The 26484-nt window shown below is 59.4% G+C and carries 25 protein-coding genes and 2 pseudogenes; 13 read left to right on the forward strand and 14 right to left on the reverse strand.

The window, feature by feature from the left end; genetic code table 11:
• Nucleotides 1–110: 110 nt before the first annotated feature.
• On the reverse strand, nt 111–1082 hold the full coding sequence (locus LE197_RS06215; RefSeq protein ID WP_226033918.1) for a GlxA family transcriptional regulator: 972 nt from the start codon (nt 1080–1082) through the stop codon (nt 111–113).
• Between the two features lie 100 nt (nt 1083–1182).
• A complete protein-coding gene (locus LE197_RS06220) occupies nt 1183–1641 on the reverse strand; it encodes an MFS transporter (protein WP_413247424.1) in 459 nt (152 codons plus the stop codon).
• A gap of 382 nt (nt 1642–2023) precedes the next feature.
• Here LE197_RS06220 and istA point away from each other — a divergent pair.
• Nucleotides 2024–3708, forward strand: a pseudogene (istA, locus tag LE197_RS06225) (IS21 family transposase).
• Nucleotides 3596–4345, forward strand: a complete 750-nt coding sequence (gene istB / locus LE197_RS06230) for an IS21-like element IS1474 family helper ATPase IstB (RefSeq protein ID WP_126621874.1) — start codon at nt 3596–3598, stop codon at nt 4343–4345. The pseudogene istA and the gene istB overlap by 113 nt, the downstream one beginning before the upstream one ends.
• A gap of 118 nt (nt 4346–4463) precedes the next feature.
• Here the strand turns inward: istB and LE197_RS06235 are convergent, their stop codons facing one another.
• The 4 genes from LE197_RS06235 to LE197_RS06250 form a co-directional block, all read right to left on the reverse strand.
• Nucleotides 4464–5246, reverse strand: a complete 783-nt coding sequence (locus LE197_RS06235) for an aldolase (protein ID WP_226033919.1) — start codon at nt 5244–5246, stop codon at nt 4464–4466.
• A gap of 87 nt (nt 5247–5333) precedes the next feature.
• A complete protein-coding gene (locus tag LE197_RS06240; RefSeq protein WP_226033920.1) occupies nt 5334–6221 on the reverse strand; it encodes a LysR family transcriptional regulator in 888 nt (295 codons plus the stop codon).
• A gap of 179 nt (nt 6222–6400) precedes the next feature.
• The gene (gene cfa, locus LE197_RS06245) at nt 6401–7561 is read right to left on the reverse strand and encodes a cyclopropane fatty acyl phospholipid synthase (protein ID WP_226033921.1); all 1161 of its coding nucleotides are present in this window, start codon (nt 7559–7561) and stop codon (nt 6401–6403) included.
• Nucleotides 7562–7612: 51 nt separating this feature from the next.
• Nucleotides 7613–8179, reverse strand: coding sequence for a DUF6306 domain-containing protein (locus LE197_RS06250; protein ID WP_226033922.1), 567 nt, complete (start codon nt 8177–8179; stop codon nt 7613–7615).
• Between the two features lie 616 nt (nt 8180–8795).
• On the opposite strand from LE197_RS06250, the pseudogene LE197_RS06255 reads away from it, so the two are divergent.
• The 11 genes and pseudogenes from LE197_RS06255 (at nt 8796) to LE197_RS06300 (ending at nt 17988) form a co-directional block, all read left to right on the forward strand.
• Nucleotides 8796–10338 (forward strand): annotated as a pseudogene (locus LE197_RS06255) (IS3 family transposase).
• Between the two features lie 213 nt (nt 10339–10551).
• Nucleotides 10552–10773 (forward strand): hypothetical protein, encoded by a 222-nt coding sequence (locus LE197_RS06260; protein ID WP_226033923.1) that lies wholly within the window; start codon nt 10552–10554, stop codon nt 10771–10773.
• A gap of 226 nt (nt 10774–10999) precedes the next feature.
• On the forward strand, nt 11000–11476 hold the full coding sequence (locus LE197_RS06265; protein WP_226033924.1) for a 2,4'-dihydroxyacetophenone dioxygenase family protein: 477 nt from the start codon (nt 11000–11002) through the stop codon (nt 11474–11476).
• Nucleotides 11477–11486: 10 nt separating this feature from the next.
• The gene (locus LE197_RS06270; RefSeq protein WP_226033925.1) at nt 11487–12242 is read left to right on the forward strand and encodes an SDR family NAD(P)-dependent oxidoreductase; all 756 of its coding nucleotides are present in this window, start codon (nt 11487–11489) and stop codon (nt 12240–12242) included.
• Nucleotides 12243–12328: 86 nt separating this feature from the next.
• Nucleotides 12329–12940, forward strand: coding sequence for a cupin domain-containing protein (locus tag LE197_RS06275; RefSeq protein ID WP_226033926.1), 612 nt, complete (start codon nt 12329–12331; stop codon nt 12938–12940).
• Nucleotides 12933–13157, forward strand: coding sequence for an SDR family NAD(P)-dependent oxidoreductase (locus LE197_RS36785; protein WP_264086465.1), 225 nt, complete (start codon nt 12933–12935; stop codon nt 13155–13157). The genes LE197_RS06275 and LE197_RS36785 overlap by 8 nt, the downstream gene beginning before the upstream one ends.
• Complete coding sequence (locus tag LE197_RS06280; RefSeq protein ID WP_264086466.1) at nt 13100–13696, forward strand: SDR family NAD(P)-dependent oxidoreductase; 597 nt, start codon at nt 13100–13102, stop codon at nt 13694–13696. The genes LE197_RS36785 and LE197_RS06280 overlap by 58 nt, the downstream gene beginning before the upstream one ends.
• Nucleotides 13697–13866: 170 nt before the next feature.
• On the forward strand, nt 13867–14754 hold the full coding sequence (locus tag LE197_RS06285; protein WP_226033927.1) for a helix-turn-helix domain-containing protein: 888 nt from the start codon (nt 13867–13869) through the stop codon (nt 14752–14754).
• A gap of 218 nt (nt 14755–14972) precedes the next feature.
• Nucleotides 14973–15371, forward strand: a complete 399-nt coding sequence (locus LE197_RS06290) for a hypothetical protein (RefSeq protein WP_226033928.1) — start codon at nt 14973–14975, stop codon at nt 15369–15371.
• Entirely contained in the window at nt 15317–15835 is a 519-nt protein-coding gene (locus LE197_RS06295; RefSeq protein WP_226034101.1) for a transporter, read from the forward strand. Before LE197_RS06290 ends, LE197_RS06295 begins: the two co-directional genes overlap by 55 nt.
• Before the next feature lie 606 nt (nt 15836–16441).
• A protein-coding gene (locus tag LE197_RS06300) for an IS3 family transposase (RefSeq protein ID WP_086937305.1) occupies nt 16442–17988 on the forward strand; the annotation gives its coding sequence in 2 pieces (ribosomal slippage) (nt 16442–16928 and nt 16928–17988; 1548 coding nt in all).
• Nucleotides 17989–18503: 515 nt separating this feature from the next.
• Here LE197_RS06300 and LE197_RS06305 read toward each other — a convergent pair.
• The 8 genes from LE197_RS06305 to galB all read right to left on the reverse strand — a co-directional run bounded on the left by LE197_RS06305 (nt 18504) and on the right by galB (nt 26418).
• Complete coding sequence (locus LE197_RS06305) at nt 18504–19796, reverse strand: MFS transporter (protein WP_226033929.1); 1293 nt, start codon at nt 19794–19796, stop codon at nt 18504–18506.
• 102 nt (nt 19797–19898) lie between these two features.
• Nucleotides 19899–20744 (reverse strand): ABC transporter ATP-binding protein, encoded by an 846-nt coding sequence (locus LE197_RS06310; RefSeq protein WP_226033930.1) that lies wholly within the window; start codon nt 20742–20744, stop codon nt 19899–19901.
• Nucleotides 20741–21775, reverse strand: a complete 1035-nt coding sequence (locus LE197_RS06315) for a FecCD family ABC transporter permease (RefSeq protein WP_226033931.1) — start codon at nt 21773–21775, stop codon at nt 20741–20743. The genes LE197_RS06310 and LE197_RS06315 overlap by 4 nt, the downstream gene beginning before the upstream one ends.
• Nucleotides 21776–21783: 8 nt before the next feature.
• Nucleotides 21784–22791 carry an iron ABC transporter permease gene (locus tag LE197_RS06320; protein ID WP_264086467.1) on the reverse strand — a complete coding sequence of 336 codons (1008 nt, stop codon included), beginning with the start codon at nt 22789–22791 and terminating at the stop codon, nt 21784–21786.
• Nucleotides 22788–23726, reverse strand: coding sequence for an iron-siderophore ABC transporter substrate-binding protein (locus LE197_RS06325; RefSeq protein WP_226033933.1), 939 nt, complete (start codon nt 23724–23726; stop codon nt 22788–22790). The genes LE197_RS06320 and LE197_RS06325 overlap by 4 nt, the downstream gene beginning before the upstream one ends.
• Before the next feature lie 102 nt (nt 23727–23828).
• Nucleotides 23829–24926: a 4-oxalomesaconate tautomerase gene (locus tag LE197_RS06330; RefSeq protein WP_226033934.1), complete on the reverse strand. Its 1098-nt coding sequence runs from the start codon at nt 24924–24926 to the stop codon at nt 23829–23831.
• A 2-nt stretch (nt 24927–24928) separates the two neighbouring features.
• Nucleotides 24929–25645 (reverse strand): 4-carboxy-4-hydroxy-2-oxoadipate aldolase/oxaloacetate decarboxylase, encoded by a 717-nt coding sequence (locus tag LE197_RS06335; RefSeq protein WP_226033935.1) that lies wholly within the window; start codon nt 25643–25645, stop codon nt 24929–24931.
• Nucleotides 25642–26418: a 4-oxalmesaconate hydratase gene (gene galB, locus LE197_RS06340; RefSeq protein ID WP_226033936.1), complete on the reverse strand. Its 777-nt coding sequence runs from the start codon at nt 26416–26418 to the stop codon at nt 25642–25644. Before galB ends, LE197_RS06335 begins: the two co-directional genes overlap by 4 nt.
• Between the last annotated feature and the right edge of the window lie 66 nt (nt 26419–26484).

The raw sequence follows: 26484 nt of genomic DNA on the forward strand, positions 1-26484 counted from the left end.
CCGCTGGCCTTTGTTTGCCAGCCAGGCAATTGCGAGCGCAGCGCAGAATGCCTCGGCAGTATTCCTTTAGCAGCACCTGTCTTTGAACCTTAATAAACCGCCTCCTGTTCTCAATAAGGTCGCGCATAGCGTTTGCGGTACTCCGCAGGGGTAACACCCATGTGACGGACGAAAGCTCGGCGCAACGTGTCTGCATTAGCAAATCCACACATGGCAGCTACTTGCTTAGGCGCATCATTTCCAGCCTCTAGCCGTTCGCGAGCAGCATTCACCCTCGTCTGTTCCACCCACGCTGCCGGCGTCATGCCCACATCATTTTGGAAGATCCGGGCGAAATGCCTAGGGCTTACGCCCATACGCTCTGCCAGATTCGCAACCCCATGATCCAGAGCCGGATTGGCAGCGACATACCGCTGCAACGCCTGTAGAGCAGAGCGCCCTGTGGGTGAGGTAGATCCTTGGCGACTGAACTGCATCTGCCCACCGGTTCTTTTGAAGTACATGACCAGGTGGCCTGCTACGTCCTTCGCAATCTCATCGCCCAAATCCTCCTGTACCAACGTAAGCGCAAGGTCCAGCCCAGCCGTTACACCTGCAGCTGTCCTCAAGTTTCCATCATGAACCTGGATGGCATCCGCCTCCACGGTGACTTGGGGGTATCTCTCAGAGAGCGGCTGCGCCACAGCCCAGTGGGTAGTGACCCGGCGGCCATCAAGTAGCCCCGCAGCTGCTAGCGCAAATGCGCCAGTGCACACCGAACCGAAGCGCCTGCTCAACGGAGCACGCTGGCGGAGCCAATCCAGAATTCCTGATCGAAGGTACTGATCGGCTGCTTGAGGGGTTCCGGCAATCAGCAAGGTATCAATTGCATCGATCTCCTCTCCGATCCAGGCATCCGGAATCAGCCGGGTACCTGAAGAGCTCACCAGAGGTCCAAGTTCACAAGCGAGCAGAAGCAATCGATAGGCTTCATACCCAGCTTGCCGGTTGGCTTCCGCGAAAACGTCCAACGGGCCGCAAGCGTCGAGAAGCTGAACCCCTGGCATACCCAGGATGGCGAGAGTTATTTGAGGACGGGACATAACGGCTCCTAAAAGCGAGGGCAGGATGCCCAGGTCCGATACCGACTGACAATGGCAGAATATGACGTAACAAGTCAATTGATGCCATTTGCTTGGACACTCAGACTGGAGTCCTCACTTCCCTCCCAGGCGCTACACCGGTTTGAGGCAGGCTGCCGAACAAGCCTTTTTTGCCTTCTGGTGCATGCTCAACCGCGAGCAACACCGCGCCACCCCACTCACCACCGACGGCTATCCCTTGCAACAATCGCATGACGACGAGCAGTACTGCAGCCCAGTAGCCGATGCTGTCATAGGAAGGGATCAGGCCGATCACGATCGTTGGGACACCCATCAGGAATAGTGTGATAAGCAGCATCGACTTTCGCCCTAAGCGATCGCCGAAATGGCCAAACACGATGCCACCGAAGGGTCTTGCGAAGAACCCGACCGCATATGTAGCGAATGCGGCGAGGGTCCCGGTTACCGGGTCGAAATCAGGAAAGAAGATTTTGTTGAAGATCAGCGCTGCCGCTGTTCCGTAGATGAAATAGTCGTACCACTCGATCGTGGTACCCATGAGGCTTGCGATCCCGGCCAGGGTGGTTTGGGATCGCTTGTACTGATGTGCACGCTCTGCCTTTCTATTTGTTTTTGACATTTTTCAGGCCCGCAGTTTTTACGTGTTGAATCTCTCTATGCCTGGCTTTGGCGCCCACGCTCGTGAAAGCGTGGGATGCGGATTTCGGAGCATCGTGACCGGCCGTTTCGGTAGATCGTGACCGGTCATTTCGCTAACGCGTGACCGCTCATTTCGGTAGCAACGTGACCGATTTTCCGCCCGTTCCGAAACCGGCGGTCACGGCTTACCGAAATCGCCGGTCACGGCTTAGCGAAAGCCTTCCCTCTCGTTGCGCATGACCTGATGCGCCGTCACCCTCGCCCGATTTCGGGAGGGGAAGATGGCGGCGCCGCGAGTAGCCATGCGAAACATCAAAGAATGTCTGCGCCTCAAGTTCGAGGCCGGTTTGTCCCACGAGAAGATCGCCCGCGCCTTGCAGTTGTCCAAAGGCGTGGTCAGCAAATACGTCACGGCGGCGCGCGTGGCCGGACTGGACTGGCCGGCGCTGGCGGCCATGGACGAGGCCGCACTGGCGGCCGCCTTGTTTGCGTCGGCGCCGACAAACAAGCCGCGCGGTGAGCGGGTGCCACCCGACGTGCTGAGCATCCACCGCGAGCTGCGGCGCAAGGGCGTGACCTTGCAGCTGCTGTGGGAGGAATATCTCGCCGCGCATGCGGGCCAGCCGACCTACCGCTACACCCAGTTCGTCGAGCACTACCGGCGCTACGCCCAGACGCTCAAACGTTCGATGCGCCAGGTGCACCGCGCGGGCGAGAAGCTGTTCATCGACTATGCAGGGCCGACGCTGCCGGTGGTCGACCCGGCCACCGGCGAAGTCCGCCGGGCGCATATCTTCGTCGCCGCCCTGGGCGCCTCGAATTACACCTATGCCTGCGCGACGCCGGGCGAAACCCAGGTGGACTGGCTGACTTCGCTGGGCCAGGCACTGACCTACTTTGGCGGTGTGCCGGAGATGGTTGTGCCGGACAATCCGCGCGCCCTGGTCGCCCAGCCAGATCGCTACGAGCCGGGTCTGAACCGGGCAACGCTGGAGTGTGCGCGGCATTACCAGACGGTGATCCTGCCGGCCCGGCCACGCAAACCCCAGGACAAGGCCAAGGCCGAGGTGGCGGTGCAGGTGGTCGAGCGCTGGATCATGGCGCGACTGCGCCACCGGCAGTTCTTCAGCCTGCATGCGCTTAACCAGGCCATCGCCGAGCTGCTGGAGGAGCTGAATCGACGCCCGTTCAAGCGCCTCGATGGCTGCCGGCGCGACTGGTTCGAGCGCCTGGATCGCCCGGCCTTGCGAGCGCTGCCGGTACATCCCTACGAGGTCGCCAGCTTCAAGCGCTGCAAGGTCAACATCGACTACCACATCGAGGTCAATGGCAGCTTCTACAGCGTGCCCTCCGCCCTGGCCCGGCAGAGCGTCGAGGTGCGGCTGACAGCGCACACCCTGGAAGTGCTGCATGGCAACCGGCGCGTGGCCAGCCATGTGCTGCTGGGCCGTCGCGGCGCCTACAGCACCCAGCGCGAACACATGCCCGCCGCACACCAGGCCCATCGCGAATGGACGCCGCAACGCCTGCTCGACTGGGGCGCGCGGATCGGCCCTACACGCGCCAACTGATCGATCACCAGCTGACCCACAAGCCGCATCCGGAGATGGGCTACCGCGCCTGTCTCGGCCTGCTCTCGCTGGCTCGTCGCTACGGCAATGCACGCTTGGAAGCCGCCGCCGAACGGGCCGTCCAGCTGCGCGCCTTCACCGGGCGCAGCGTGCGCAACCTGCTCCAGCAAGGCCTGGATCAGCAGCCGCTGCCCACGCGCACCGCCGAAACGAGCTTACCCAGCGACCACGAGAACGTCCGTGGCGCCGACTACTACCCACCCCCGCAACAGGAGCTGTTCGATGATGCTGCAACACACCCTGAATCAACTGCACCAGCTACGCCTGGACGGCATGGCCCGCGCCCTGGAAGAGCAATGGACGCTGCCGGCCAGCCACAGCCTGAGCTTCGATGAGCGCCTCGGCCTGCTGCTCGACCGCGAACTGGCCTGGCGTGACAACCAGCGCCTGGTACGGCTGCGCAAGAAGGCCAAGCTCAAATATGCCAACGCCTGCCTGGAAGACCTCGACCGCCGCCCTGGCCGCGGCCTGGATGAGCGCCTGATCGCCAGCCTGGCAGGCGGCGACTGGATCCGCCAGCAGCACAACCTGCTGCTGACCGGCGCGACCGGCGCCGGCAAGACCTGGCTGGCCTGCGCCCTGGGCAACCAGGCCTGCCGCCAGGGCTACAGCACTCTGTACCTGCGCACCCCGCGCCTGTTGGAGCAACTGCGCATCGCTCATGGCGACGGCAGCTTCGGCCGTACCCTGCAACAGCTGGCCAAGGTCGATGTCTTGGTGCTGGACGATTGGGCGCTGGCCCCGCTGGAAGAAGGTGCCCGGCACGACCTGCTGGAAGTGATCGACGACCGTGCCGGCAACCGCTCCACCATCCTGGCCAGCCAGTTACCAATCGAACACTGGCATGGCTGGATCAACGACCCGACCCTGGCCGACGCCATCCTTGACCGCCTGGTGCACAGCGCTTACCGACTGACGTTGAAGGGCGAGTCACTGCGCCGGAAAAAAGCTGAGGAGCAAACCGCATCGTGACCGATGCGATTACAATCCACAACCCGCGCAACCGGGGCGGAAGCACCGGTCACGTATTAGCGAAACGCTCGGTCACGTTCACCGAAATCCGCACGTGGGACAACTGAGGTTCCTTCTGTCAGTTCAGAGCCGGCATGCCCGGAGTGCGGTGAGTCTGGCGGCACCAGTATTCGAAGGTGGCGCGGACGATCGATGGCTTGAGCAGGTAGTCATGCGCTTCCTGAGCAAGCACTGGGTCAACCGGAGTCAGGTCGCCGTATGCCTTGGCACGAAGCTGCATGCGTGCAGCGCGCTCCAGGTATACGGAAAGGTAGGTAGCTTCCTCGACAGTGACGCCAGCGGTGAGGTAGCCGTGGTGAGCCAGGATGATGGATTTCATGCCGCCTAGTGCTTCGGAAATCAGCGTGCCTTCGTGGTCGGCGATCGGTACGCCCGGCCATTCGGAAAGGAATGCGCAGTCATTGAACAGAGGGGTCATATCCATCTGGGAGATAACCAGCGGCTGACGAGCTGCAGCGAGTGCCGATGCCCAAGGCGAGTGGGTGTGGATGATGGACATGACGTCCGGACGGTTGCGGTATACCCACAGGTGGAAGCGAGTAGCCGGGTTGGCCATACCTTCACCGCTGACGGTATTGAGGTCCTGGTCGACCTCGATGAAGTCATCAGGGGTGGCTTCTTCAAAGCCCAGGCCGAAGCGCAGAGTCCAGTAGGTGTCTTCACGATCCGAGCGAGCCGAGAGCTGGCCGGCCAGACCAGCCTCTTGGCCGGTCATTGCCAGGATGCGGGCGGAATAGGCAAGGCGTTCCTTCAAGGACATATCCTTGGTTTTCAGGAAGCGGCCCATCTCCTCGGTGGCACGCTGGTCGAAGTACTCTTTGCTACGCAGGGGTTGGTTCATGGTGGGTCTCCTATTATCGGGCTTTCACAGTCCGAGAATAAGATCGTCACCCTTGGGGAGCGATGCGGCTGGGGCTATACCAGCTTTTCAGCCGAGACCGCTTGCGGTTTCGACGGCGATATCGAGCAAAGCGCGGGTCATTGCGCGAGGTACTGCATCAGTCCTCTGGATTGCAACGACTTTGCGAGACAGAGCTGGCGTGTAGTCGACAGATCGAGCCAAGCCGTACTGATTCAGTACGCGGTCGGGGATCAATGCCGGGAGAATGCAGGCCCCCATTCCAGACGAAACAAGCTCAAGCATGGCGTCCACGGTTTCCACTTCTGCAGCCACGATATAGGGGAATCCGCTGACATCGAGCAGCCGCCGCAGAGCGTAGCCAGCAGAAAACACCACCAATCGAAGCGGATAGGCAGTGAGGTCAAGCGATCGTCGCAAGAACGGGTCATCCTGCCGAGTGACTATCGCCATCTTCTCATTGAACAGGTGGGTTGAGGTCAGATCAGCAGAGGCCACTTCGCTGTCGTAGACGAACCCTACCTGTGCTGTACCGCTCTCAACGACTTTCACCACCTCGGTAGAGCTTCTGGCCATGAACGACACGTTAACGTCTTCGTAGCCATGGACAAATCGGGAGACGACCTCGCCCAGGAAGTAATAAGTGAGGGTGTGGACGGTTGCCAGGCGAAGGTTGCCTTGCGTTGCTCCATAGGCGTCCCTAAGTTGGGACACCGCCGCGTCAATCGACATGAAGGCAGGTGCCGCAGCTGAAGCGAGTTGTGTACCGGCATCGGTCAGGCTGAGGCCGCGGCCGGTACGTTTGAACAACGGCTGGCCAATATAGGCTTCCAGGCTCGCCAGCTGGCGACTGAGGCTCGGTTGAGAAATGTTGAGCTGTTCAGATGCCTTTGAAATCGATCCGTGTAGAGAGATGCACAGGAAATTTCTGATTTTGTTGTCCAGTTCGGCACTCACGCTGTCCACCCATTCTCAACGTAATCCAAAGTAGTGACGGACCGTGGCTCCGAGCATGGTACCGAATTGTTTCGAGGGGCTTAGCCCCTGCGCAAATCATATCGTCATCTTGGCACAGCTGCTCATTCGCAAGTACGAAGGCCCCCTGTACAGGGGGCTTTTCATTGGGGCTGGGTCAGTCAGCTTACGCGATTGTAGCCCCCAAGAACGCCACGCTTTGACATGACCCATTGCCAGAGCTGAATGTCTCTGGCCCTGAAAGCACCAGCGCAAGAGAGAAGGTAGTAGCGCCACATTCTGTAAAACCTTTCCCCAAGTTCACCCGCAAATCGCGGCCATTCGTGCTCAAACCGCTTCGCCCACTCCATCAGCGTGCGATCGTAATCGGCGCCGAAATTGTGCAGGTCCTCGACCACAAATAAGCCATCTGCTGCGTCCCCGATCTGTCCAAGAGATGGAAGGTCACCATTGGGGAAAATGTACTTGTCGATCCATGGGTCGGGAACGCTGTTGCGTTGGTTCTTCCCGATCGTGTGCAGGAGGAACAGACCATCATCCTTCAAGCAGCGCTGTGCGGTTTCCATGTAGATCCGGTGATTCTTGCGGCCCACGTGCTCAAACATGCCCACGCTTGCGATCCGGTCGAATTGCTCATCCACGTCGCGATAATCCTGCAGACGGAACTCAAGCGGTAGGTCTCGATACCTGTTCTTTGCCCACTCTGCCTGGGCACGAGAGATGGTAACTCCGACGCACTCCACACCGTAATGCTCCGCGGCATAGCTCATGAAGCTTCCCCAGCCGCAACCAATGTCCAACACTCGCATTCCGGGCCGCAATTCCAATTTGCGGCAGATGAGATCTAGCTTGGCTAACTGGGCCTCCTCTAGCGTCGCCGCATCCCTCCAGTAGCCGCACGTGTAGGTCATCCTGCTGTCCAGCATTGCGGCATAGAAATCATTGCCAAGGTCGTAGTGCTGTTCACCAACCTCCCAGGCTCGCTGGGAGGTCTGCTTGTTCAAATAACGAGCTTTGAGTGCGTGAAAAAGCAGAGCAGTCGGGCTTACCTGGTCGACAACACCGGAGCGAAGCAGCCGGGCAAAAAACTCATCCAACTCGTCACTTTCCCATTCACCATCCATATAGGCTTCGCCAAGACCCAAGTTGCCATGAGCTAATGTGCGTCGCGGTACATCAGGACTGTAAATTCTCATATCCCAAGGCTGATCACCATTGATGGCTATATCAGCTTGTTCAAGTAAGGAGCGAACAAACTTTGTAGAAGAGTTTTCGCGACCAGCGTCGATAGTGGCCGGCGTGCTTGCAAGTTCAGTAGACATAAACAGCTTCCTTTCTCGGTCTTTTCAGAGCTGCGTAATACTGGAAAGAGATCAGGTGTGAAGCGTTAGTACCGCTTTCAATTCCTCATACAGCCAGCGCTGTGAAATGCTCGGAAGTCTTTCTTCAATGCGTTTGGCAACCCAACGTTGACCTCGCGCTATGAACATCAGTCGCTCATCCATGTCAGAAATGATCATGGTCTTTGCGTGAAATTCACTCACCTTCTTTGATGGCACTGCCCCGAGTCGTTTCAGGCTACGGCGTAGCCTCTGGCAGCTGGCTGCTTCAGAAAAATGCAGGGTTTCCAACTGCCGGATTAGCGCTTCACTCCTGGCCTCCTTGAGGCTATCGACCATTATCAAGGCCCCGGCGTGCTCAGCCTCCAGCAGCATTTGAAGCCATGCTATAAGGTCGTTGCCATCCTCAATCCCATCACTGGGCCGGCATTTATGCGGTCCTTTTGCAATGGGCTCTAGAGATTCAGGCGAGCCAGGTGGGGCGACCTTCTGCTCTGATGGTTTGGGGGTGGGGATCTGGAGCAATTGAGTCGAGTGGTTGCCCTCAACGGAAAAGTTCTCGCTCTTTTTTTCAGAATGTTCAGACGGTGAATCAGTCATAAACCCTCCTTGCTTACCAAGCCTCTAATGGGCGCGGCAATCATACTCAGAGGCATGCAAGATAGATAACTCAAAAAAAATGCTGGATTGATGCATTTCTTTTGTGTTGATTAGTAGGAGGCTATCTAAGCATAATGCCGCCGGCTCAACACAGTACTGAATCTTTCCCCCTGGCGCGTAGGTAGACTTGCGCTTACGCCTTCCTGGAGTTTATCTGGGAAGGCTTTTTTTCAGTGCATGAGCTATCCCGGGACATAGCGTCACGGGGCGGCAGGTCGTGAGTTTCTCACATGTAGAGCAGCCATGACATTGTTGGCGTCGCATAACCTGTGTAAGGGTATTGCCGTGGTAGATTTCTATATTTCTGCGATCAAGTTCAATGCTGACCAAACCTTTATCGAACAGGTCAAAATAAGGCGCAACTCTGGAAGTCAAATAGGGCCTGAGATGCTCGCAGATCGGGCATTTATCGCTGACTTGATCACTGTGGGTGACATCAAGTTCAAGACCGTGATCCGGGGCGAGAAAGGGTGGGTGCCTGGACCCGCCGCGTCAGGATAGTTGTCGTGTGAGTTGATTCGATGAGTCTTGGTCGGTGGGCGGAAGTGAGAGCCGTGTGGCGCGTTATTCGATAGAGCATCGGGAGTGGGTGGTGCGGCAGATGATGCCGCCCTTGAACCGGACGGTGCCGGAGCTGGTGGAAGCGACAGGCATTACTGATGCCACCCTGTATGCTTGGCGCAAACAGGCCAGAGCAGCGGGAGCAGTGGTGCCGGGAGATGGACAGCAGGCCGACCAGTGGTCGAGCCAGGACAAGTTTCGGGTGGTGCTGGAAAGCGCCAGCCTCAATGCGGCTGAGCTGGCGGAGTACTGCCGGCGCAAAGGCCTGTATGTCGAGCAGATCAACGCCTGGCGCGAAGCCTGCGAGCAGGCCAACAGCCTGGCTCAGCCGATCAAGACCCGGCGCGAACGCGAAGAGGAAAAGGCCGCGAAGAAGCGCATCAAGCAGCTGGAGCGTGAACTGCGGCGCAAGGATGCGGCGCTGGCAGAAACCGCGGCTCTGCTGGTGTTGCGAAAAAGCCGAGGCGCTCTGGGGAAGGACGAGGACGAATGATCAGCGCCCCGGATCGCCGTGAAACGCTGCAGTTGATCGAGGACGCCGTGGCGGCGGGAGCGCGGCGGGCGCAGGCCTGCGCCGAACTGGGCCTGTCGCTGCGCAGCCTGCAGCGCTGGCAGCACTGCCCGGAGGATCGGCGTCCTTCGGCACAGCGAGCTGAGCCGGCCAACAAGCTGACCCCGCAAGAGCGCCGCCGCGTGCTGGAGGTCGCCAACCAGCCCGAGTTTGCCAGCCTGCCGCCGCAGCAGATCGTGGCGCGGCTGGCCGATCAGGGCACCTGGCTGGCCTCGGAGTCGACCTTTACCGGTTGCTGAAGGACGCCGAACAGCAGCATCCACGCGGTCGTAGCCGCCCACCGGTGAAACGAGCGCTGACGACCCATGTGGCCGACGGCCCGAACCAGCTGTGGTGCTGGGACATCACCTGGCTGCCGACCACGGTCAAGGGCCGTTACTTCTACTGGTACATGATCAAGGACGTCTACAGCCGGAAGCTGGTGGCCAACGAGGTGCATGAAAGTGAAAGCGCCGAGCAGGCCGCCCAGCTGCTACGCCAGGCCTGCCTACGTGAACAGCGGGCAGGCCAGCCGCTGGTACTGCACTCGGACAACGGCAGCGCGATGAAGGGCTCGACCATGCTGGCGGCCATGCAGAACCTGGGTGTGATGCCCTCGTTCAGCCGCCCGCGGGTGAGCAATGACAACGCCTATGCCGAGGCCTTGTTCCGCACGGCGAAGTACTGCCCGCTGTGGCCGGAGCGGCCCTTCGACACGCTGGAGCAGGCCAGGAACTGGGTGAACAGCTTCGTGGCCTGGTACAACCATGAACATCGCCACAGCGCCCTGAAGTTCGTGACCCCGGCGCAGCGACATACTGGCCAGGCGGAAGAGTTGCTGCGCAAGCGTATCGAGCTGTACGAGGCGGCGCGTGCACGGCACCCGGAGCGCTGGAGCGGCAACATCAGGAACTGGGTGCTGGCACCAATCGTGTGCCTGAACCCGGAGCGGGAAGCGGTACTGCAGCAAACATCAAAGGCAGCGTGACACGCTCACGCGACAACTACCTTGAAAATCGCCGTGGAGCTGATGTCTTTGTCGCCAGAGGCTTGTACCTGGTAACAGATGCGCATGCGCCTGCGAGGCTGAACCTGCACAATCTTCCAAGGTTCCAGTAGCTACGCCTGTAACTTCCAAAACGCTGGTCTGAGCGATCCGGACACGCTCGGGTCGATTCATAGGTGGCCCATGAATAAAGAAATGAGCGTCGACGATGCGTTGCTCCTTCTCTTACTCGCTGAGAAGATCCACGGGACAGACAGCAGCATCCGCCGGGTAGCAAAAAAAATAGCGAAGAAGGTGCCTCGCAGTCGAAGAGACGTCTTGTACAAGCTCATCGACTCCAAGTCGCCACTTGGACAAATACGATACATCGCCATGAATATCGATGAGCAGACCCGGCGCCGTCTCGCCGCCCGCTGACAGAAAACCGCGACTCCACGACAGTGCTCCAGCACAGGCGCCCAGCAAAGCGAACACACTGCTTTGAGCTTGTCATACGGTGAGCTCGGATCCGGAAATAGGACAGTTGTTGCGCGATAGGTACGTGATCTTGCTCCATTGAAGGGGAGGAGGTTTACTCCCGCCTAAAGCGAACCCAAAGTCACTCCACCTCTTACATCAACAACAAGAAGTGGGGATGCGTTTCATGAACGAAAAACTCGCCGTACAGCTCGATGAAAGCCTGGCACACCAGCGCATCACGCTGCCTTATCCAAAATTCGAAAACCTTGATCAGAGGCCTTGGAACCCCTGGGTCATGGAGGGCGTCGAGTACAAGCTGCTCAGCGTCAACAATCGCAGCGGTGGCTTTACCTGCCTGTTACGTGTGGCACCGGGCACAGTGGCGCCTGTCCACCATCACTTGGGAGCGATCGAGCTCATCGTCCTCTCAGGAGACATCTACTACGACAAGTCGAATGTTGGCACCACTGGCGACTACATGTTCGAGCCAGCTGGTGACATCCATCAGCCCAAAACCGAAGTCGGTTGTGTGCTCCTCTGCGTGTTTGAAGGCCCAATTGCTGGTCTTGGCGAAGACGGTTCAGTTGCCGGTATCGTGGACGGGCGCAGTATGCTGTCGCTCGCTGGAGCCCATGGCGTAGCTGAATACGTTCACTGCTGAGGGGACAAGCATGCACAGATATGCTGACAAAGTAGTCTTGGTGACAGGTGCCGCTGGTGGCCTGGGTAAAGCCATCACATTGCGGCTGGCGAGCGAAGGTGCCCTGGTGGTGGCGACCGACCTCGATAGTGAACGGCTTGCGGCGGCGTTTCCGGCCACAGCCGATAGCATTTTGAAGATTCATTGCATCCCGCTTGATGTCACGAATCACCTGGCGTTTGCCCAATTGGTAGCAGAGGTGGCTGAACAGTTCGGCCGGCTTGATGTGGCTGTGAATAACGCCGGTATGGGCGGGGAAATGACGCCGCTGGCCACCTATTCCCTGCAAAGCTGGGAGCAGGTACAGCGTTTGAACGTAGACAGCGTGTTTTATGGCATGCAGGCGCAAATCACTCAGATGCTGCGCCAAGGCGGCGGGTCGATCATCAATATCGCGTCGATCATGGGTGCGGTCGCGATGCCCGGGATTGCACCTTACGTTGCGAGCAAACACGCCGTCGTCGGGCTGACCAAGGGCGCAGCTTTGGACTACGGTAGCCAAGGCATCCGGGTGAATGCCATTGGTCCATCGTTCGTGCGGACTGGATTCACCGCTGCTGCCATTCCCGATGATGACAGCTGGAATCACCTCGCCAGTCGTCACGCATTGGCAGGTACCGCAACTCCAGAAGATATCGCTGCCAGCGTTGCCTTCCTTGGCAGCGACGATGCGCGATTTATTACCGGGTCACTGCACCTGGTCGACGGCGGCTACACCACCGCCTGAACGCCACTTTCCTCATACTGCCGTCTGTTTCGTTTGCTAAACGGACAGCGGCTGCCTGAAAAACCGTTCTGGAGAGCCATTTCCCCATGGACAATAAGACCCAAAGCCCGCCTCCTGATACGACTGCGTCGTTACGCGGCCCGACCTATTGGATGAATAGCCCCGGTAATACCCCCAAGGAAGGTAGGCGCGAGTTCCACGCACCCGCTGACATCCCTTGGACCGACTGGCTGATGCCGGGTACCCGCTTCAAGTTGCTCTACTGCAATTTGGCGACCGGCAGCTTCACCCTGCTGCTGCAGGTCGACCCGAATGTCATGGCGACCTCACATTGGCACATCGGCAACCTGCAGGTATACATCCTGGAGGGTGGCTTCTACTACGGCGACGGCCATGTCTTCATCAATGGCGAGCGCCTGCCGGACTTTGGCCTGCCCAATACCTTCACCGTGGAAACTGCGGGGACAGTGCATCAACCCTTCACCACAGATACCGGCTGCCTGATGTTGGCAATGTTCGACGGGCCGATCGGGGGCTACATGCCGGATGGGCAACTTGCAGTAGTAGCTGACGCTCGCCTGCATTACTACATGGCACGAGACAACAATGCCGCCCGGGATGTGCAACTAATCGATTACGCCCACGGCTCGACTGACCTACAACCGCCTGCAAGCGAGCGAGGAGTGCAGCATGGATAAAAATCTGAATGCTGGCCAAGACGTCGCCATTGTCACCGGCGCAGCCCAAGGTATCGGCGCCGCCACTGTACGCAAGCTTGCCTCTCGGGGAACGTTTGTGGTGGCCGTGGATATTGATGCGGATAAAGTGCAGGCCCTTGCGGCGGAGATCGGTGATGGGTGCGTGCCGATGTTGCAAACCCCGAGGGTGTGGAGAGTTACGTTCAAGCGGCCCTGAACGCCTTTGGGCGCATTGACTATTTGCACAACAACGCCGGAATCGAGGGCCGTGCAGAACTACTGAATGAGAGTGATCCAGAGGTCTTCCGGCGGGTCATGGAGATCAACGTCAACAGCGTCTACCTCGGAACCCGAGCAGTGCTTCCCCATATGTACCGGCAAGGACGAGGGGCCATTGTCAATACAGCCAGCGAAGCTGGCATCCGTGGTGTTGCTCGATTGGGCCCGTATGTGGCCAGCAAGCACGCGGTGGTGGGGCTAACCAAGACCAGCGCTATTGAAGCTGCGCCTCATGGTGTTCGAGTCAATGCTATTGCGCCTGGCCAGATCGCTACCCGCATGATCGAGAGCCTGCAGGCACAGTGGAGCGGATCGACAGACAGGGAGGCAATTCGAAATCAGCTGTTGTCGCGCATTCCGCTAGGGCGTTTCGGTACACCTGAAGAGATCGCTAATGTTGTCGCCTGGCTGCTGTCCGATGAAGCGTCTTTCGTCAACGGTGCGATTTACAGCATCGACGGTGGCACCAGTACCTGATCGATGGTGATCATCAGCCTGTTCCGCTGCCATTGACGCTATGTTAGCGTCGGTGGTGACCGGGCAGGCTGACACTCTTCCAAGCCTCTCCCAGCCGTTCAATAAATCCAAATAAAGCGCTGCCCAGCAAGATCAAGGATGTGAAGCATTGCTGGCGAGGTTGAACGCCCATGAATGCAAACCGCCTTCGCCCTTGTCCTGAGCTGATCTCGCAAGCCAACCGTGAGCAGCCGCTGAACCTGTTCCAAAACGAGCGACGAGATATTCTCGCTGCGCGCTGGCGTCACAAGGATTGCTGGCTTCCCGTACACAACGCTGCTCAGCAAATCCTGTGCTATCACGAAAGTGGCTCAACCCAGGTCAACAAATTTGAACGAGGCAAGCGAGTTGCGGCGCACTCAGACCCGAGGACGCTGACCTTCATTCCCTCCGACGGCACCGAGTGGGAGATCACCGGTGAATGCCAGGTCGTTCATATCTATCTAGACAGCAATGTCATGACTGAACTGGTCAAGCAATCAGCCTCTCGGGAGATGAGCGTTGAGCCCTTTTTCTCGGTTCGCGACACCTGGCTAGAGAGCTACTTCAACATGCTCTTGGCCGAATGTGAGTTGTACGGGAAGCAGATCGACTCCTTGCTGCTGGGGCAGTCCCAAGCGGCACTGGCCAGCCACCTGTTCAAGTTTTATGGCTGCGAGGAAACGGATAGGCAGAGTTTTGAACGGGATGAACGACAGACCATTTCTCCCGCTCGCCTGCGCGCAGTGCTTGACTACATCGAAGCCAACTATGCCCAGGAAATCGGCCTCAAAGAATTGGCGAAGGAGGCTTGCCTGTCGGAATTTCACTTTGCCCGATGCTTCAAAAATGCACTGGGTACTTCTCCCTATCGGTTCGTCATCCAGCGCAGGCTACTGGCCGCTGCGGCGTTGCTCACCAACAGTCGTCTGCCAATTCAGGTAATTGCCCAGACCGTCGGCTTTCCCAGCTCGCGGCATTTTTCCACGTCCTTCAAGAGTTGGTCGGGCAAAAATCCGAAAGATTACCGTCATCACTGACCTGCAGCGCAGCATCCTCCAGAGCCTGATAACACAGCAAGATTGTCGAACCTGTTGAGCAATTTACCGGGCCTTCGACCAGTCCTCGCAGGATAACCTGCCCTCACAGCCGAACGCACTTACACCTAAAAAGCTCCCGCTTTTCGGCGCTCTCCCGAGGGCGTGACTGGCTGTAACAGCCCCTGGGGCCGCCAACAAAAATAATAAGGCAGACTCTGATGAATCCAGTGAAGCTCGCTATAGCTCCCGCTTTGCTCATGGTTTCTTGCGCCGCTCATGCGCTTGATAGTTCGCCCGGTGACTACGCGTGGCTTGGCGACAACGCGAAGGTAGCCGTGCTCTATGCACAATATCAGCATGCCCGAACCTTCTCGGCCGATGGCGCCGGAGAAATACCCAATTCAGAATTTGAATCAGCGTTAGGGATTTTCAGAAGCGTTTACTACAAGTCATTCGGTGACATGAGAATGTCCTTCCAGTTCTTTGTCCCGTTTGGTGGCTTTTCCGCAGCTAAGGTGGGTGGAGTCAACCAGCCCACCGCAGAGGGCTTAGGGATCTTACTCTGGGCTCGACGTTTTACCCCTTCGCATCGGCCGAGCCGACCGGAACGACGCTAGGGCTATCTCTGTTCGTAACGACACCCACCGGCAACCACGATTCCAGTAAGGTCAGCCTGGGTGGTGGTGGCTGGGCTGTCACGCCACAGATCGGGCTGATCCAGGGCCTGGGCAATAATTTCTACCTGAACGCGATCGTCGACGTGGCTTGGCGTGAAAGTGTGAGTGATCGCGGAATGAAGGATTCGAGCGAGCCTGCCACCCAGGTTCAAACCTACCTCACCTACAAATTCACGCCAGGAACCTCATTCAGTGTGGGGTACTCAGGTCGTTTTGGTGGCGAACGCTCGCTGGGTGATGTTTATACGGGTACCAAGACCCGCAATGATCAGCTGAGGCTCTTTGCTGATACGTTCATCACACCCACGCTCCAGGTTCAGGGAATGATTGGGCATGACATCTATGCCGAGGGCGGTTTTAGGAGCGATACCGTCATTCAGGTTCGATTGGCGAGATTGTTTTAGTTTTGACGGTAGCTGACCAGCGTTCGCAGTCTGAACAGATACCCCAACTCATGCATTGCCAAGCCTACGGTTGACCTTCTGGATGGCTTGAGGCGCTTGCCGTATCACCGGCTCGTCAGCCCCGCTTGGCACTGCATCTCACTGCACCAGACGGTACATTGCTGCGGCACGATGTATCGCTGAAGACTGGCTTACCAGTGCAATAATTCACCTTCGTTTTGCGGCCAGGCCGCACGATGACGTCGAAGGGTTGTCAGTGGGAGTTCGTGATTCGGAAAGTCGGCTGGTTTGATTGACTCGCACCGTGCGATGGCGAAGTCGAGCCCGATGAACGTTTCGATCGAGTCCCTGCTGAGCATGTGCTGCACTTTGCCCACTCGATCGCTGACGGTGTGACTCGTGCCGACGCTCATCAAGCTTGAAGCCATGATGGCAAATTCCAGATCTGTGTTGATGACACTCAGTAACCACCTGCGCGGCTCATCCACCGATCCGAAGTAGCTATTCCCACGATAAAGCAGTAAAGCCAGGTCCCCGCCGCGTCAGGATAGTTGTCGTGTGAGTTGATTCGATGAGTCTTGGTCGGTGGGCGGAAGTGAGAGCCGTGTGGCGCGTTATTCGATAGAGCATCGGGAGTGGGTGGTGCGGCAGATGATGCCGCCCTTGAACCGGACGGTGCCGGAGCTGGTGGAAGCGACAGGCATTACTGATGCCACCCTGTATGCTTGGCGCAAACAGGCCAGAGCAGCGGGAGCAGTGGTGCCGGGAGATGGACAGCAGGCCGACCAGTGGTCGAGCCAGGACAAGTTTCGGGTGGTGCTGGAAAGCGCCAGCCTCAATGCGGCTGAGCTGGCGGAGTACTGCCGGCGCAAAGGCCTGTATGTCGAGCAGATCAACGCCTGGCGCGAAGCCTGCGAGCAGGCCAACAGCCTGGCTCAGCCGATCAAGACCCGGCGCGAACGCGAAGAGGAAAAGGCCGCGAAGAAGCGCATCAAGCAGCTGGAGCGTGAACTGCGGCGCAAGGATGCGGCGCTGGCAGAAACCGCGGCTCTGCTGGTGTTGCGAAAAAAAGCCGAGGCGCTCTGGGGGAAGGACGAGGACGAATGATCAGCGCCCCGGATCGCCGTGAAACGCTGCAGTTGATCGAGGACGCCGTGGCGGCGGGAGCGCGGCGGGCGCAGGCCTGCGCCGAACTGGGCCTGTCGCTGCGCAGCCTGCAGCGCTGGCAGCACTGCCCGGAGGATCGGCGTCCTTCGGCACAGCGAGCTGAGCCGGCCAACAAGCTGACCCCGCAAGAGCGCCGCCGCGTGCTGGAGGTCGCCAACCAGCCCGAGTTTGCCAGCCTGCCGCCGCAGCAGATCGTGGCGCGGCTGGCCGATCAGGGCACCTGGCTGGCCTCGGAGTCGACCTTTTACCGGTTGCTGAAGGACGCCGAACAGCAGCATCCACGCGGTCGTAGCCGCCCACCGGTGAAACGAGCGCTGACGACCCATGTGGCCGACGGCCCGAACCAGCTGTGGTGCTGGGACATCACCTGGCTGCCGACCACGGTCAAGGGCCGTTACTTCTACTGGTACATGATCAAGGACGTCTACAGCCGGAAGCTGGTGGCCAACGAGGTGCATGAAAGTGAAAGCGCCGAGCAGGCCGCCCAGCTGCTACGCCAGGCCTGCCTACGTGAACAGCGGGCAGGCCAGCCGCTGGTACTGCACTCGGACAACGGCAGCGCGATGAAGGGCTCGACCATGCTGGCGGCCATGCAGAACCTGGGTGTGATGCCCTCGTTCAGCCGCCCGCGGGTGAGCAATGACAACGCCTATGCCGAGGCCTTGTTCCGCACGGCGAAGTACTGCCCGCTGTGGCCGGAGCGGCCCTTCGACACGCTGGAGCAGGCCAGGAACTGGGTGAACAGCTTCGTGGCCTGGTACAACCATGAACATCGCCACAGCGCCCTGAAGTTCGTGACCCCGGCGCAGCGACATACTGGCCAGGCGGAAGAGTTGCTGCGCAAGCGTATCGAGCTGTACGAGGCGGCGCGTGCACGGCACCCGGAGCGCTGGAGCGGCAACATCAGGAACTGGGTGCTGGCACCAATCGTGTGCCTGAACCCGGAGCGGGAAGCGGTACTGCAGCAAACATCAAAGGCAGCGTGACACGCTCACGCGACAACTACCTTGAAAATCGCCGGGTCCGGCTCCATCAACCAAGAGTTCTTGTCTGCCGCCCGACCTGAGTCAGATTGCGGTAAGTGTCAATGGCTACAAGCAGGCGCAAATGTCTCGCCTTCAGATTGATCTGCAGACACCGGTCAAGATGATTCAAATGTCCACCCTTGAGGATGAAAATGCTCAGCAAAGCAGCTCGCATGTTCGAAAGTCAGATATCACGGCAGTGCGATTTTGAGCGTTGTTTGAGAAGTAATATGCCCGGCGTGACTAGGTAAATTGTGCCGTTTACGGTGGGAACTTTGGGTTTGCTGTCATTGACCACTAAGAGACGAGTATGGATTCGTCGCGCAGCCACTTGTGGAGGCAAGCCCCCAACGGCGCTTATCGAATGGTGCGCTAAGAGGGTTTTGTTTCCGCAGGAGGAAGCGATTGCAGAAAAACCGCCCGTAAAGGGCGGTCTTTTCTACTGCATTTGCAGCCTTCATTCACCCGTGTGCGGGTTACCTAGCCGTCAGGTCGCTGGAGAGTCCTTCTCCCTCGACTGACACACCCGTGGTATCCGGCACCTCGTTCAGGTCGACGCCAGTAGCATTGGGAAGCACACAAGCTGCGCAGAAGCCCAGCAAATACGAAAGTATGGCGAAGCCCCCCATGGCATACCCGAGAGGAATGTAGGCCGAGGCGATACCCACCGCAGCCGGCATGATGGCACCGAAGCCCCTTCCGAAACTGGTGCAGAAGCCTGCGCCACTGGCTCTGATCGATGTTGGATAGAGCTCAGCGAAGGTCGGGGTCAAACCAGATGCCAACCCCCCTTGAAACGCGCCGAGGAACAATCCCATTATCAGCGTTACACCCAAATTGACGGGCATAAACAGATAGCAAGCCACCACCACAGCCTGGCAGCAGAGGAACATCATGAACGTGCGACCCCGGCCATACCGGTCGCTGACAAGCCCATATATGAAGGGCCCGATGAGCGAGCCCAGGATATTCAGCGCCAGGTAGCCAGACATAGAGGTAATCGGGAGCCCCAATACCAGTCGCAGGTAGGTGGGCAGCCAGGTGATCATGATGTACGCACCACCAAAAATCCCGGTGGCCAAAAGCGTCGATGTGATGGTTATGCGTCGCTGGCGAGAGACGAAGATCTTGAGAAACTCTTTCTTGTCCCGCACCTTAGTGCGTGCCTTGGCGAACGTTTCAGACTCCGGCACGATGCGTCGAATGAACCAGACCAACACCGCAGGCAGGATTCCGATGGCGAAGAACCAACGCCATGCGATGTCCTCAGGAAGAAGCCAGAACACCATTGGCATGGCACAGAGGGAGAGCCCATAGCCGAGCGCATAGCCACTCTGAATGGACGCTGCTACGCGACCTCGCAGTGCCGGTTTGATCACTTCACTGATCAGCACCGCGCCCACCACAGCTTCCCCACCGTAACCGATGCCTTGCAGGAACCGAACGATGAAAAATTCCCAGAAATCTGTGCAGAACGCGGCTGCCAGGGTAAACGCCGCGACCCAGCAGACGGTCAGCTGCATGATCTTGATCCGGCCATAGCGGTCTGCGAGTAAGCCCGCGCCCCAGCCTCCCACGGCGCTGCCGATCAGCGCGACAGAACTGAGAACGCCAGCGTCTGCCTTGCTCAGTGCGAGGACGGTGAGCAAAACCGGCATCACGAGGGAATAGATAGTAGAATCCATGGAGTCCAGGGTGTAACCGGCCAGGCAAGCCCAGTAAGTACGCTTTTCTGTCGCAGACAACTGCGAATACCACCCGAGTTTCATGAGGGTCGCCTTTCTTTTAGTTATGGAGGCTTCATTCTTGTCTCTTGCGCAAGCATCAGAACAACGCAATATCCTTAAAGAGGCATTCGTTTTGTTTATGCATCAGTTAGACTGATCGCCGCGATGTCTCTCTGGGCAGGGCCATGCAGACTTTGGCTCGAGCCCCGCGATTACGGGCGTCCCGCTGATGGGATCCGTCAGCAGCGTACAGTGCACGTCGTAGAGGGTTTCTACAAGCGCCTGGGTGATGACCCTCTCTGGGCAACCCTCATCCACGATGTTGCCGTTTTTCATGGCGATCACATGGTCTGCGTAGCGGGAGGCGCTAGTGATGTCGTGCACGACCATGGCGATGGTCTTGCCCGTGGCGGCAAGCTTGCGAATCAGTTCGAACACTTCGACCTGATGGCCGATGTCAAGCGCGGAAGTTGGCTCGTCCAAAAGTAGCAGCGGGGTATCCTGCGCGATGGCCATGGCGATCCAGGCGCGTTGGCGCTGGCCACCCGACATCGACTCAAGCGGCCGATTCGCCAGTGCTTGCAGGTCAGCCGCGGCCAACGCCGACTCCACGACTGCTTGGTCTTTCTGGCTCCATTGCTGGAACATGCCCACATGCGGCTGACGACCGAAGCGGATCAATTCTGACACCGTAAGGCCTTCTGGAGCCGTGGCGTCCTGTGGAAGCAGCGCCAAGCGCTGCGCGACTTCTCGGGAAGGCAGACTGGAAATCAGTTTACCGTCGAGCAGCACACTACCGCTGCTCGGTTTGTGCAGGCGCGCCAGCCCGGCCAACAAGGTTGACTTGCCACAACCATTGGGGCCGACGATTGCGGTGACTTGACCGGTTGGTAGCAGCACGTTCAGGTCTTCGATGATGCTTTGCTTTGCGTGACAAAGGGTCAACCCGCGTGCTTCGATGATGGGCTTGGTGTGCGGGGAAACGCTCATGTCGTGCTCCGGTTGGGTTGGCGAAGGATGATCCACAGCAGGTAGGGGGCGCCGATCAGTGCCATGAGGATTCCTACCGGTATTTCTATCGGCGCCAGCACGGTTCTTCCCAGCCAATCGGCGATCAGCGTCAGCAGAGCGCCGCACCAGGCGGCATTGAGCACCGGGACGCCACGCGATCTGTTCATGTAGCGGGCGATTTCCGGCGCAATCAAGGCCACCAGCCCAAGCGGGCCTGCGACGGCAACGGCCAATCCTGTCAGCGTAACGCTCAAGCCAAGTGTGGCGGCACGTGTCGCGCCCATACGTAGGCCCAGGGTGATCGCGACGCTGTCGCTAAAGCGCATCACTGACAGTGAACGCCCCAACGATCTGGCCAGTGGCAGGCCGAGCGCGAGCCCCAATGCGAGTACCCAAATAGCTTCGCTGGGGCGCGCATTCAAGCTACCAATAGTCCACGGATAAGCAGCGTTGGCTGCGTCCATATCCGCACGCGCCAGCATCAGGTTGGTGATCGCTCCAAGCAGAGCGCCAATACCCAACCCGACGACGATGAAACGGTATCCTCGCGCACCGGATCCGGCGGCGAGCATGAAGGTCAGCGCGGCTGCAGTGGCCGCACCGGTCAGGGCCAGTGCCGAGGGGGCCAGGCTGGTGGGCACTGCAACGATCGAAGCGACCGCGAACGCCGTGGCGCCGTTGTCCAAGCCAACCATGCCAGGTGTCGCCAGGCGGTTACGTGCCAGGGTCTGCATCAGGCAACCCGCTGCCCCCAGAGCGGCCCCACTCAGCAAACCGGCCATCAGTCGCGGCAGGCGCAACTGGTATATCAGCAACTGTTGAAATGGGTCGCCGTGACCCGCAAGAGTCGCCAGCACATGCCGGGCGTCCATGCCGTTACCGACCAGGCAGAACAGCGTGGCAGCTCCAGTCAGGGTCAGCAGAATCGCGCCTATCCAAAGCGCTCTTATGTCCCATAACAATGACAGTCGTCCGAAGCGAAGCAGGCCATGGCCTTGAGGTCTGTTCATCGATATATTCATTGGTGCAGGACAGGCAGGCGCTGTGAACGCACCACAGCGATGAGAGTGGGCGCGCCAAACAAGGCGGTCATAACGCCCACTGGCAGTTCGTACGGCTGTACCAGCAATCGGGCAAGAATGTCGGCAAGCAGCAATGTGCACGGACCGAGCAGCAGGCACAGCACGAAGCCGCTGCGCAAGTCGTTGCCGATCAGACGACGAGCGATGAACGGCACGATCAGGCCAAGGAAAGCGATGGGGCCAGCCGCGGCGTTGGCTGTCCCGACCAGCAATGCGACGGCCAGCAGTGCCAACAGACGAACTCGCTGTGGGTAGTGGCCCAGCCCCTTGGCCACATTGTCACCCAACGCCAGTGCAGCGAGCGGCCGCAGCAGCGGCAATGCCAGTGCGAAGCCTGCAAGCAGGCCCGCCACGGTCCACGGCAGCGTATGTGCCGGACGACCGGCCAGGCTACCCACGACCCAGAAACGCATCTCATCGGCGGTCCGTTGGTCCCACAGCAGGAAAAGACTGCTCAGTGCGCTCAGCAAGCCGGAGAAGGCAACGCCTGCCAGTACGAGCCGCACGGGGTCATGGCCGATTTGGTTCAACTTCGAGACGCCCAGCACCAAGAGGCTCCCACCAAGAGCACCCAGTACCGCGATGCCCACGTGCAGGCCGGCCGCAGTGGCGCCCAGGTTGATGCTCATGGTGACGGCAAACGCCGAGCCGGCGCTTACCCCCAGCATCCCTGGTTCGGCCAAGGGATTACGGGTGACCGTTTGCAAGAGCAGGCCGGCCGCACCCAAGGCCATACCTACCAGCAATGCCAATTCGGTGCGCGCCCGCCGCAGTACGCCAACTACGAAGTAGGTGTCTGCATCGGCTGCGCCTAACAGCGCCTGCAGGCTTTGGCCTACGCTTGCGTCACCGGCACCCAGTAACAGGCTGGCCACGCACAGCGACAGCAACGCGCAGGCTGCTAGGCAAAGGGAGCGCGGCAGTGATAAGCAGGGAACGCTCATTGCTCGGCCAAGGCCTTTTCCACATCTTTCAGTACCTGTTGGGCTGCTAGGTAGCCCGAGCTGCTACTCCAGATCTGACCGTCGACGCTGGCCAGGTGACCTGCCTGGCTGGCCTTCAGGCGAGTGAAGGCGGGCTGCTGTCGCGCTTGAGCCAGCGCCTGCTTTCCATCCGTGTTCAGAGTGGCGAGGAAAATCCAGTCAGCGTCGGCCTTGCTCAGATTTTCCAGGCTCAACGTGTCGGTATGCGGTCGAGAGGTTTGTTGCGCAGCTAAGGCGTTGGCCACGATGCCCAGTTGATCGAGCAACTGGCCTGCGAACAGATGACTGGACATCATGATTGGGCCCTGGGGATTCCAGCGCACGACGCTCAAGGTCAAATTGGTGGGTAAGCGCTTGCGTAGCGTGGCAATGCGTTCATCGAGTTGCTCAAGGTTTTGCTCCGCTTGCGCAGATTTGCCCAATGCTTGGGCATACGTGCGCAGCGTCCCGCGCCAATCACTCATGACATTGCCCTGAGGCACTATCGTAGGTGCAATGAGGCTGAGTTTGGCAAATTGCTCCTGGGTCAGATCCGGGCCGGCGAGTATCAAGTCAGGCCGTTTGGCCAGAACAGCCTCGAGGTTCACCGCTCGCACATTACCCACCAAGGGCAAGGCACCAGACACCGCTTTCAGGTAATTCGGTATGTCACTGCCGCCCCGACTCGCGAGGGCGCCGACGGGCTTGACGCCTAGCGTCAGCACAGCGTCCAGGCTGTTGTCACCCAGCGATACCACCCGCTGAGGGTGATCATGGACGGTCACCGGGCCGAAGGCGGTATCCAATGTGGCGTTGGCGAATGCACCTGCGCTGCAGGCCATCAACACGCCGCCGAACAGGGCGCGCCTGACCCGTGCTTTCGGCCGGTAGGGCAAGGACAGTAGAGCTGCAATCATGGTGTGTTCCGATCGGTTTCGTGCCCGCGAAGGGAGTTAGGCGATAGCAGGAACGATTTTACCTTCAAGCGTACATGCTTATCACTAGCATTTACGTTTATCTTACGTTTGCTTGGCCAGCGTTGGGCCAGGCCAGACACCAGGCGAGATACACACGAACCCGTCAAATAACAGCCGCGCCGTTCTCACCAGGCCGCACCCCGTTATCACGCCGTCTTGCAGATTGATTTCCACCGTGAACTCGCCACTTGGATGTTCCACTGCAAGGCGTTGACGATCACCGGTTGCCAGATGTGCAAGGGGCTGCGCCACTGAGCCTTCGATCAAACAGGCGGTGGCGACACTGACTGCGCCGAACACCCCAATGGATGCATGGCAGCGGTGCGGGATGAAAGAGCGTGTGTTGACGGTTCCGCCGTGGCGCGGGGCTGACAGCAGGCACATTTTTGGCACATTACGCTGGCTGACATCGCCGAGGTTCATGCGCGGGCCCAGTTGCAGTCGGATGGTCTCCAGACGCGCTTTCAGGGCACCGTCTGTGTCTAACGTTTCGCAGGGTTCGTAACCCGTCACGCCGAGGTCCTCGGCACGCAGCAACACTACCGGCATGCCATTGTCGATACAGGTGACTTCGACGCCGTCGGCCTGATCACGGCTGTTACCGGTGGGGAGCAGGGCGCCGCAGCTGGAGCCGGCGACATCCGTGAAGGTCACCACCAATGCCGCGGCTTGGCCAGGCACCCCGTCGATACGCGTGTCACCGGCATATCCCACCTGACCGTCTACCGTCGGCACTTGCGCCACGGCGATTTGCCCGGTGTTCTCCATGAAGATCCGCACCGGCGTGTTCGAGGCGCTCGCTGCCACCAGGCCACGCTCAAGCGCGAAAGGCCCGACGCCAGCAAGGATATTGCCGCAGTTCTGCCCATAGTCCACCCGCGCTTCGTCAACCAGCACCTGGGCGAACAGGTAGTCCACATCGGCATCGTCGCGCTGCGAGGGGCGGACGATCGCCACCTTGCTGGTCAACGAGTCGGCGCCGCCAATACCGTCGATCTGCCGGGCGTCGGGCGAGCCCATCACCGCCAGCAGCACGCGATCACGCTGCGGTCCAGGGGCGGGGAGGTCGTCATCCAGGAAATAGGCCCCTTTGGAGGTGCCCCCGCGCATCAGCAAGCAAGGTATGCGAGTCTGGCTCATGGCTACTCTTCCAGATCGCTGAGCTGGTCGACATAACGCAAGCCCTTGGCTGCCAGACGCGGACGCATCTCGTAGATGTCCAAGCCCAGCTCGCCAGCGGCCAGGCGCAGGCGTTTGCGTTCTTCAAGTTCGGCGCGCTGCGTGGCGGCGTCAAGCACTGCCTGCGCTTCGCCATGACGCACCACCACGACGCCGTCATCGTCTGCAACCACAATGTCGCCGGCGTTGACCAACTGACCGGCGCACAGCAGCGGCAGATTCACCGAGCCCAGAACCTCCTTCACCGTGCCTTGGGCATTGACCGCCCGAGACCACACGGCAAAGCCCATATCGCGCAGCGTCTGGCTGTCGCGAATGCCAGCATCGATGATCAGGCCGCGAACGCCGCGAGCCTTGAGCGAGGTCGCGAGCAAGTCGCCGAAGTAACCGTCGCTGCAAGGCGAGCTGGGCGCCACCACCAGCACGTCACCGGGGCGGCACTGCTCCACGGCCACATGGAACATCCAATTATCGCCGGGCGCGACCAGCACGGTTACCGCGCTCCCGGTCACAGCCACACCTTGCTGAATCGGGCGAACGGAGGGGTTGAACAGCCCCTTGCGGCCCTGTGCCTCATGCACGGTGGCCACGCCTAGACGGCCCAAAGCATCGATCATTTGCGGATCGCCCCGAGGAATGTTACGGACAACGATGCCGGTTTTGCCGATCAGCCCGCTCATGCCAAGTTCTCCGTCACACGTGGGAACACACTTTGCAGCCCTTCGGCATACATGATGTTGCGCGCGCTGGTAATGCCCACGTTGCGCTTGGCCTGCACACCACGCTGCAGGGCGACCCGGGTGTAGTACTCCCAGAGATGCTCCTGACCGGCCATGCATTGGATGGCAGCGTATTTCTTGTCCCACACCGAGGTGATGTCGATGAAGGTGTCAGGGCGCCATTCGCACTGTTCTGGCTGGTGCGGCTCGAAGGCATACACAGGTGGTGCGCCGACGATCTTCTCACCCGGCTTGTAGCCTTCGGCTTGAGCGATGATGCGTGCTTCCTGGGCCAGGTGCATGGCCAGCGGGTGGTCGTAGTTGTAAGGATCTTTCAGCGAGTGGCTGAGCACGAAATCCGGTTGTATCCGGCGATACACATCGGCCAATCGGAAGAGCGTGTCTTTGTCTGCTCGCATCGGATAATCGCCGATGTCGAAAAATTCTACGCTGGCGCCAAGTATTTCCGCGGCGGACAGCGCCTCCTGGCGGCGTGCGTCCTTGACCTTGGTCTCGGTCATCTCGCCCTTGCGCCACAGTTTTGCAGATTCGCCACGTTCACCGAACGAAAGGCAGACCACGTGCATGGCATAACCCTGCGCTGCGTGCAGGGCGATCGCGCCACCGGCGCGCCAGACGAAGTCGGCAGAATGTGCGCTGACCACCAGGGCGGTTTTTTGTGGGGTATTCATTGTTCGTAGGCTCCTGCAGTGGGGGTTGAAGCAGGATGTCACCGGGATCCGCAAGGTACTAATGCGATCATTTATAGCGGCTATGCTTTTTATTTATTGCTACCCGCG

It is taken from the genome of Pseudomonas sp. PS1(2021) (assembly GCF_020405165.1).
GTDB lineage: Bacteria > Pseudomonadota > Gammaproteobacteria > Pseudomonadales > Pseudomonadaceae > Pseudomonas > Pseudomonas aeruginosa.